Source organism: Streptomyces odonnellii, assembly GCF_000981895.1.
GTDB classification, from domain to species: domain Bacteria; phylum Actinomycetota; class Actinomycetes; order Streptomycetales; family Streptomycetaceae; genus Streptomyces; species Streptomyces odonnellii.
This window is the reverse complement of the sequence record NZ_LATD01000242.1, coordinates 1-7192: the sequence shown is the minus strand read 5'-3', so window position 1 is coordinate 7192 and position 7192 is coordinate 1. Positions and strand designations below refer to the sequence as shown.

The following is a 7192-nucleotide window of genomic DNA, read 5'->3' as shown; positions in this document are numbered from 1 at the left end:
CCCCCGTACTGGCCGGCAGATCCCCGTCCAGGAACGGGTGGGCATGGCGGATATGGGGGCGTCGCACGACACAATGGCTGGGTAATCGCCGCACGCGGCTCGGCTTGTCTGGGACTTGGAGGGGCTTCATGTCTGATCTTCCCCGGAAGGCGGTCACCCGGACCGCGAAGCTGGCCACGCTGCCACTGGGCTTCGCCGGCCGGGCCACCTGGGGCCTGGGCAAGCGGATCGGCGGGAAGTCCGCGGAGATCGTCGCCCGGGAACTGCAGCAGCGCACGGCGGACCAGCTCTTCAAGGTCCTGGGCGAGCTGAAGGGCGGTGCGATGAAGTTCGGGCAGGCACTGTCCGTGTTCGAGTCGGCACTGCCCGAGGAGATCGCCGGGCCCTACCGGGCGGCGCTCACCAGGCTTCAGGAGGCGGCGCCGCCCATGCCGGTCCGCACCGTCCACGCGGTGCTGGCGGAGCGGCTGGGCGAGGAGTGGCGGGAGCTGTTCCTGGAGTTCGAGGACAAGCCGTCGGCCGCCGCGTCGATCGGTCAGGTGCACCGGGCGGTCTGGCACGACGGGCGCGAGGTCGCGGTCAAGGTGCAGTATCCGGGGGCGGGCGAGGCGCTGCTGTCCGATCTCGCGCAGCTCAGCCGGTTCGCCAGGCTGCTGGGGCCGCTGATCCCGGGGATGGACATCAAGCCGCTGATCACCGAACTGCGCGACCGGGTCGCCGAGGAGCTGGACTACGCGCTGGAGGCCGAGGCACAGCAGGAGCACGCGGCGGAGTTCGCGGGCGATCCGGATGTGGTGGTGCCGGAGGTGGTGTACCAGGGCGAGCAGGTGCTGGTGACGGAGTGGATCGACGGGACACCGCTGTCGGAGGTGATCTCCGACGGGACGCCCGAGCAGCGCGACCGGGCGGGGCAGCTTCTCGCCAGGTTCCTCTTCTCGGGCCCGGCACGTACGGGTCTGCTGCACGCGGATCCGCACCCGGGGAACTTCCGGCTGCTGCCACCGGCGCACGCCGACGGTGAGGGCGGGGACGGCGAGGAGGGCGAGAGCGGAGAACTCCGGCTGGGGGTACTGGACTTCGGCACGGTGGACCGGCTGCCGGGCGGGCTTCCCGACACCATCGGCGAGGCCCTGCGGATGACCCTGGAGGACGACGCCGAGGCGGTGTACGGGCTGCTGTGCGAGGAGGGGTTCGTCAAGGAGTCCATCGATCTCGACCCGGACGCGGTGCTGGACTATCTCCGGCCGATCATCGAGCCGGCGGCGGTGGAGGAATTCACCTTCACCCGGGGCTGGATGCGCGACCAGGCCGCGCGGATAGCGGATCCGCGGTCCCCCGCGCACCAGTTGGGCAAGCAGCTCAATCTGCCGCCGTCGTATCTGCTGATACACCGCGTCACGCTGAGCACCATCGGGGTGCTCTGCCAGCTCAGCGCGACGGTCCGGCTCAGGGACGAACTGGAGGCCTGGCTGCCCGGGTTCGTGCCGGAGCCGTTCATACCGGAACAGGCGTCCGCGGCCGAGCCGGAGGACGACAGCGCCTGAACGCGGCGCGGGGGCCGGTCCCCCTCGGGACCGGCCCCCGCTCGCTGACGGTGATGGGCACTGACTGGGCAGTCGGCCGCTTACTGCATGACGGCCATGGCCAGCGCGCGGCGGGCGCGCATCGATACGCGCTCGGCGCGGCGCTGCATCCGCCGGGCGGCGACCAGGCGCGCGGCCCGGCGTTCCGCGTCGGCTTCGCGCAGGCGCTCGCTCATATGCGCGCGCGCCATGGCTTCTGGGATGAGTTGCATCTCACGGGTCCTGTTCTGACGCGAGTCGTTCGCGTCCATGGTGCTGACGGCTGGGGTGGCGGAGCCGGAGGGCTCTCGCAGGGAAGAGGTCATCGGAGCCTGCTTCTGGGGATCGTGCGTAAACGGACGGTCGATGGTTCCGGTGGCGGTCATGCCGTGACCGGGTTCTTGCGCGGACGGCCACGCGGCCGCTTGCGGGCCACGACCACGCCCTGGACGAAGAGTTCGCCGCCCCACACGCCCCACGGCTCGCGCCGCTCCTTGGCGCCGGCGAGGCAGGCCTCGACCAGCGGGCAGGTGCGGCAGAGCGCCTTGGCGTACTCGACATCGGCCGGGGACTCGGCGAAGAAGACCTCGGGGTCGTAAGCACGGCAGGGAACGGCGACGCCGAGGTTCTCGATGGCGTCGTCAAGCGCGGTGAGCGCGGTGAGCGGGGTCAAGGTGGAGTCCTCCGTGGGGACGGGCGGGGAGATCGTTTCGGAAGGCGGTACGGACGGGGCGTGCGCTTCGAGTTGCACGGGTGTCGTTCCTCGTCTGGTCGGTCCGGCCTGGTTGGCCGGGTTTCGGCTTGGTACCGAGCGTTGCTGGTGTCCCGAGGCCCCTTCGTTCCGTCTCTCCCGTTCGGGACAAACAGAAGGGCCGCGGATCCCGGGTGGGGTTCCGCGGCCCTGAAGGCGCCGGCCTGATCGTCTGTCAGGCTGGATCACTCCAGGGGTCGAGCCCACGGAAGGCCCACATCGTGTGGTGCTGCGTCTGCCGCTTGGTTTCGGCACCGGTCGCCGCAAAGGCATAGGCCTTGGCCGCTGCCGCTGCTACTCCTGCTTCCAGTGCCTTGGTCGGTCGCTCATCGCGCACCCCAGCGGGAAGACCCGACAGGGCGGCGGGCCGGACGGCGGTGAAGCCGGACAGACCACTGGCGATGAGTTCGGAACCGGAGAAGCCGAGCGGGCAGGCGGAGACGACCGAGCGATCGGTCATTTTGTCGGTGCTGACAAAGTTGATGTTCTTGATGCTGATCACTGGAATCGCCTCCTCTCGGCGTCTCAAGGACCGGCCGGAGCCAGTCGCACGTATTCTGGACAGATACTGCTTTGGACAAGTAGAGCACGGGGACAGGGCTTGGGAGAAGCCCGCTGTTCCCGTGGTTAAGAACCTATGGGGATTGCCCGGGCGGGCGCAAACTATTTTTTCGACGAGTTCGTATCAGTCCTCCCCGCCGTCCCCGGCACGCTCCTCACCAGCGCAGATGGCAAGCACATCGGCTCCGAAACGGTCCAGCTTGCGGGCGCCGACGCCGGCGATCGAGGCCAGCTCGCCCGGGCCGGCGGGCACGGCCTCGGCGATCGCCATCAGGGTCTTGTCGGTGAACACGCAATAGGCGGGCTGGCCCAGGGTCCTGGCCTGGTCGGCGCGCCAGTCCCGCAGCCGTTCGTAGAGGCCCTCGTCGATGTCCGACGGACAGTCCTCACAGCGCATCAGCTTCATCTCGCCCGCGTCGGTCAGGGTCTTGCCGCAGACTCGGCAGAGCGCCGGGCCACGCCGCTTGCGCCGGGCCGCGCCACCGCGCTCCACGGCACCGCCCGGCCTTGTCTCCGTACCCCGAGTCCCGGCGGCGGTGGAGCCGGGGCGCAGTCCGTTGAGGAAGCGGGTGGGGCGGCGGGAGGCCCGGCCACCGGGCGCGCGGGAGAGCGCCCAGGACAGAGAGAGATGCGACCGCGCCCGGGTGACCCCGACATAGAGGAGCCGGCGCTCCTCCTCGATCTGCTCATCGGTCTTGGCGTAGGTGATCGGCATCATGCCCTCGGCGAGCCCGACCAGGAACACCGCGTCCCACTCCAGGCCCTTCGCCGCGTGCAGCGAGGCCAGGGTGACGCCCTGGACCGTGGGCGCGTGCTGTGCGGCCGCGCGCTCGTCCAGCTCGGCCACCAGATCGGCGAGTGTCGCCTCCGGCCTGGCCCGTACGAAGTCCTCGGCGAGCCGGACCAGGGCCGCCAGGGACTCCCAGCGGTCACGCACCGCGCCCGAGCCCGCCGGGGGTTCGGTGGTCCAGCCCTTCGTGGAGAGCACCGCCCGCACCTGCGCGGGCAGTTCGACGACCTCGTCGAGCAGGGAGTCATTGCCGCCGAAGCGGGCCGCGCCCCGCAGCGCCGCGCCCGCCTCCCGTACCTCCTGGCGCTCGAAGAACCGCTCCGCGCCGCGCAGTTGATAGGGCACCCCGGCATCGGCCAGGGCCTGTTCATAGACCTCCGACTGGGCGTTGATCCGGTACAGCACGGCGATCTCGCCGGCCGGGACACCGGCCGCGATCAGATCGCGGATCCGGCGGGCGGTGCCCTCGGCCTCGGTCGGTTCGTCCACGTACTCCGTGCAGACCGGCTCGGGGCCGGGGCCGCGCTGCGAGACCAGTTCGAGCCGGTGCTCGGCGGCCCTGCCCCGCGCCTGGTTCAGCAGGCCGTTGGCGAGATGGACGACCTGGGGCGTGGAGCGGTAGTCGCGCACCAGCTTCACCACGGTGGCGCCCGGATGGCGGGTGCGGAAGTTCAGCAGATGGTCGGGGGTGGCGCCGGTGAAGGAGTAGATCGTCTGGCTGGCGTCGCCGACCACGCAGAGGCTCTCGCGGTCCCCCAGCCAGAGATCGAGCAGCCGCTGCTGGAGCGGGCTCACGTCCTGATACTCGTCGACCACGAAGTGCTGGTACTGCCGGCGGATCTGGTCGGCGATGTCATGGCGGTCCTGGAGGATGCCGACCGTGAGCAGCAGGACGTCCTCGAAGTCGATCACCGAGCGGTCGCGCTTGAGCTGTTCGTACATGCCGTAGATCTGGCCGGTCTCGGCCGGGTCGCGCGGGGCCTCGCGCAAGGACTTGGCGACGACGGCGGGATAGTCGGCCGGGACGGTCTGGGTGACCTTCGCCCACTCGATCTCGCCGGTGACATCGCGCAGTTCATTGCGGTCGAGCCGGATCCGGCAGCGGGCCGCGGCCTCGGCGACGAGCTGGACCTTCCGTTCGAGCAGCCTTGGCAGCTCGCCGCCGACCGCCTTCGGCCAGAAGAACTGGAGCTGACGCAGCGCCGCCGAGTGGAACGTACGCGCCTGGACACCGCCCGCGCCGAGCTGGCGCAGCCGCCCGCGCATCTCGCCCGCGGCCCGGTTGGTGAAGGTGACGGCCAGCACGCTGCCGGGCTGGAGTATGCCCGCGCGCACCCCGTACGCGATCCGGTGCGTGATCGCGCGCGTCTTGCCCGTGCCGGCCCCGGCCAGCACACACACCGGACCGTGCAGGGACGTCGCGACCTCGCGCTGCTCGGGGTCGAGTCCGTCCAGCACCGCGTCGGCGTCGCGCGGCGGGGCCACGATCTGGCCGTGCCCGGACTCCTGCGGGAATTCCGGCGGGAAGAGTGGGGAATGCGTTGCTGCTGTCACGCCGCCATGCTGCCAGGTCCCCCGGGACGGGTGCGGTGGTTGTCCACAGGGGAGGCGCATTGGTCGTACGAACACACTGACGGGTGCCTGTGACCGCGTGGGCGCGCCGGGTGGGGCGGCGGTACGGGAATGGTGGCCGGGGCGTGGACGTTCGACATCATGCGGACAACGCATTCGGCGAGACAGAGGAGCGCGAGGGACATGCCGGGCACTGTGACGATGTACAGCACCACGTGGTGCGGATACTGCCGTCGGCTCAAGGGCCAGATGGATCGCGAGGGCATCGCGTACACGGAGATCAACATCGAGCAGGACCCGGAGTCGGCGGCCTTCGTCGAGAAGGCGAACGGCGGCAACCAGACGGTCCCGACGGTTCTGGTGGTCCCGCCCAACGGCGGCGAGAACATCGTGATGACGAACCCCAGCCTCGCCCAGGTCAAGCAGGCCCTCGCGGTCTGACCCTCCCCCCGGCGCCACGCCCCCTCCCGTGGACATCACCGGAGGGGGCGTCCTGCTGAGCCGCCCGTTCAGCCGGCCTGCTCGGCCGCCCGCAGCGGGCATCCCGTACCGACGCGCGTTTCGAGGTCGGCCCGCAGGGTGCACGGACTGCTCGACGGCGTCGCGCGCGTACTGTTCGCGGCATGGCAGGCGTACGCACTGGCCCATGGCGCGTTCCGGGTGCTGTGGCTGTTCTTCGGCGTCGAGGCGGCGTTCGGCGTCGTCCAGTTCGTGCCGTGGTGGCGGAGCCGGCGCACCGGCCCGTCCGACGCCGCCGGCCCGCATGGGCGGCCCCGGCTCACGCCCTCCTCGTGAGCCTGCGGATGTAACCGCCCGGTCGCACCCCTCAGTTGCACCCCCAAGTCGTGGCCGCTCGGTTGCGACGGCTCAGTTCGCCGGCTTCGGCAGAGGCTTGCCGTACCACAGCTCCACCAGGCGCGCGGCGATGGAGATCCCGGCCGGGGGCAGGATCTCGCCCGACTCGATCGCGGTCCGCAGGTCCTCCCGGGAGAACCAGCGCGCCTCCTCGATCTCCTCGCCGTCCACCGTGATCTGCGACGAGGTGGCGCGCGCCATGAAGCCCAGCATGAGGCTCGACGGGAACGGCCATGGCTGGCTGGCGATGTACTCGACCTCGCCGACCGTGACGCCCGCCTCCTCGAAGACCTCTCGGACCACCGACTGTTCGATCGACTCGCCCGGCTCCACAAAGCCCGCCAGCGTGGAGAAGCGGCCCTCCGGCCAGTGCACCTGGCGCCCCAGCAGCGCGCGGTCCTCCTCGTCGGTGACCAGCATGATCACCGCGGGGTCGGTGCGCGGGTAGTGCTCGGCGCCGCAGGCCGGGCAGCGGCGGATATGGCCGGCCGCAGCGATCACGGTGCGCTCGCCGCAGCGCGAGCAGAAACGGTGCAGCCGCTGCCAGTTCTCCAGCGCCACGGCATGCACCATCAGCCCCGCGTCCCGGGCCGAGAGCAGCATGCCCGCCTCGCGCAGCCCCGCCGCCCGCGCCGACTGGTCGATACGGCCGGGGAGCGTGTCCTTCTGGAGCGCGAAATAGCGGACACCGGACTCGTCCATGCCGAGGAAGTAGCGGTGGGCCTCGGTGACGGGCGCCTCGAAGGACGGGATCATCACGAGTTCGGTACGGCCGTCGGAGGTGTCGTCGATCAGCACCTGGCCGCCCGACACCACGAAGACCCGGGTCGTCGGATGGCTCCACGCCGCCGCCAGCCACGCCTCGTCGAGGCGGTGGTGGGCCGCGCGGTCGATACCGCTGGGGGCGGTGAGGCCGATGGGTCGATGTGCGCTGTCGTCACTGCTGATGGTGCTCACAGGTACTTCCAACTCCCCCGGATTGATTGGGATTCTGATCAGCGGAGTGTGCGGCGCGGGCAGGGCCCGCGCCGGAACCGGCGGCTGGGCCTGGCCGGGCAGGGCCCGCGGTACGGGACGCGCTCCCGGCGGGCGGGATCGCGG

At 70.9% G+C, this 7192-nt stretch carries 8 protein-coding genes; 3 read left to right on the top strand and 5 right to left on the bottom strand.

The window, feature by feature from the left end:
* Positions 1 to 128: 128 nt before the first annotated feature.
* Complete coding sequence (locus tag WH07_RS22290) at positions 129 to 1544, top strand: ABC1 kinase family protein (RefSeq protein WP_046502881.1); 1416 nt, start codon at positions 129 to 131, stop codon at positions 1542 to 1544.
* A gap of 80 nt (positions 1545 to 1624) precedes the next feature.
* Here the strand turns inward: WH07_RS22290 and WH07_RS22285 are convergent, their stop codons facing one another.
* From WH07_RS22285 to WH07_RS22270, 4 genes are all read right to left on the bottom strand, one after another.
* The gene (locus WH07_RS22285; protein ID WP_046502875.1) at positions 1625 to 1948 is read right to left on the bottom strand and encodes a hypothetical protein; all 324 of its coding nucleotides are present in this window, start codon (positions 1946 to 1948) and stop codon (positions 1625 to 1627) included.
* Positions 1945 to 2313, bottom strand: coding sequence for a WhiB family transcriptional regulator (locus WH07_RS22280; RefSeq protein WP_046502873.1), 369 nt, complete (start codon positions 2311 to 2313; stop codon positions 1945 to 1947). The genes WH07_RS22285 and WH07_RS22280 overlap by 4 nt, the downstream gene beginning before the upstream one ends.
* A 175-nt stretch (positions 2314 to 2488) precedes the next feature.
* The gene (locus WH07_RS39900) at positions 2489 to 2815 is read right to left on the bottom strand and encodes a hypothetical protein (protein WP_046502871.1); all 327 of its coding nucleotides are present in this window, start codon (positions 2813 to 2815) and stop codon (positions 2489 to 2491) included.
* A gap of 183 nt (positions 2816 to 2998) precedes the next feature.
* A complete protein-coding gene (locus WH07_RS22270) occupies positions 2999 to 5278 on the bottom strand; it encodes an ATP-dependent DNA helicase UvrD2 (protein ID WP_046502869.1) in 2280 nt (759 codons plus the stop codon).
* A gap of 141 nt (positions 5279 to 5419) precedes the next feature.
* On the opposite strand from WH07_RS22270, the gene WH07_RS22265 reads away from it, so the two are divergent.
* Positions 5420 to 5677: a mycoredoxin gene (locus tag WH07_RS22265; RefSeq protein ID WP_046502866.1), complete on the top strand. Its 258-nt coding sequence runs from the start codon at positions 5420 to 5422 to the stop codon at positions 5675 to 5677.
* 138 nt (positions 5678 to 5815) lie between these two features.
* On the top strand, positions 5816 to 6031 hold the full coding sequence (locus WH07_RS22260; protein ID WP_408645893.1) for a hypothetical protein: 216 nt from the start codon (positions 5816 to 5818) through the stop codon (positions 6029 to 6031).
* Between the two features lie 72 nt (positions 6032 to 6103).
* Here WH07_RS22260 and nudC read toward each other — a convergent pair whose 3' ends face one another.
* Positions 6104 to 7048, bottom strand: coding sequence for an NAD(+) diphosphatase (gene nudC, locus WH07_RS22255; protein WP_198533860.1), 945 nt, complete (start codon positions 7046 to 7048; stop codon positions 6104 to 6106).
* Positions 7049 to 7192 lie beyond the last annotated feature (144 nt).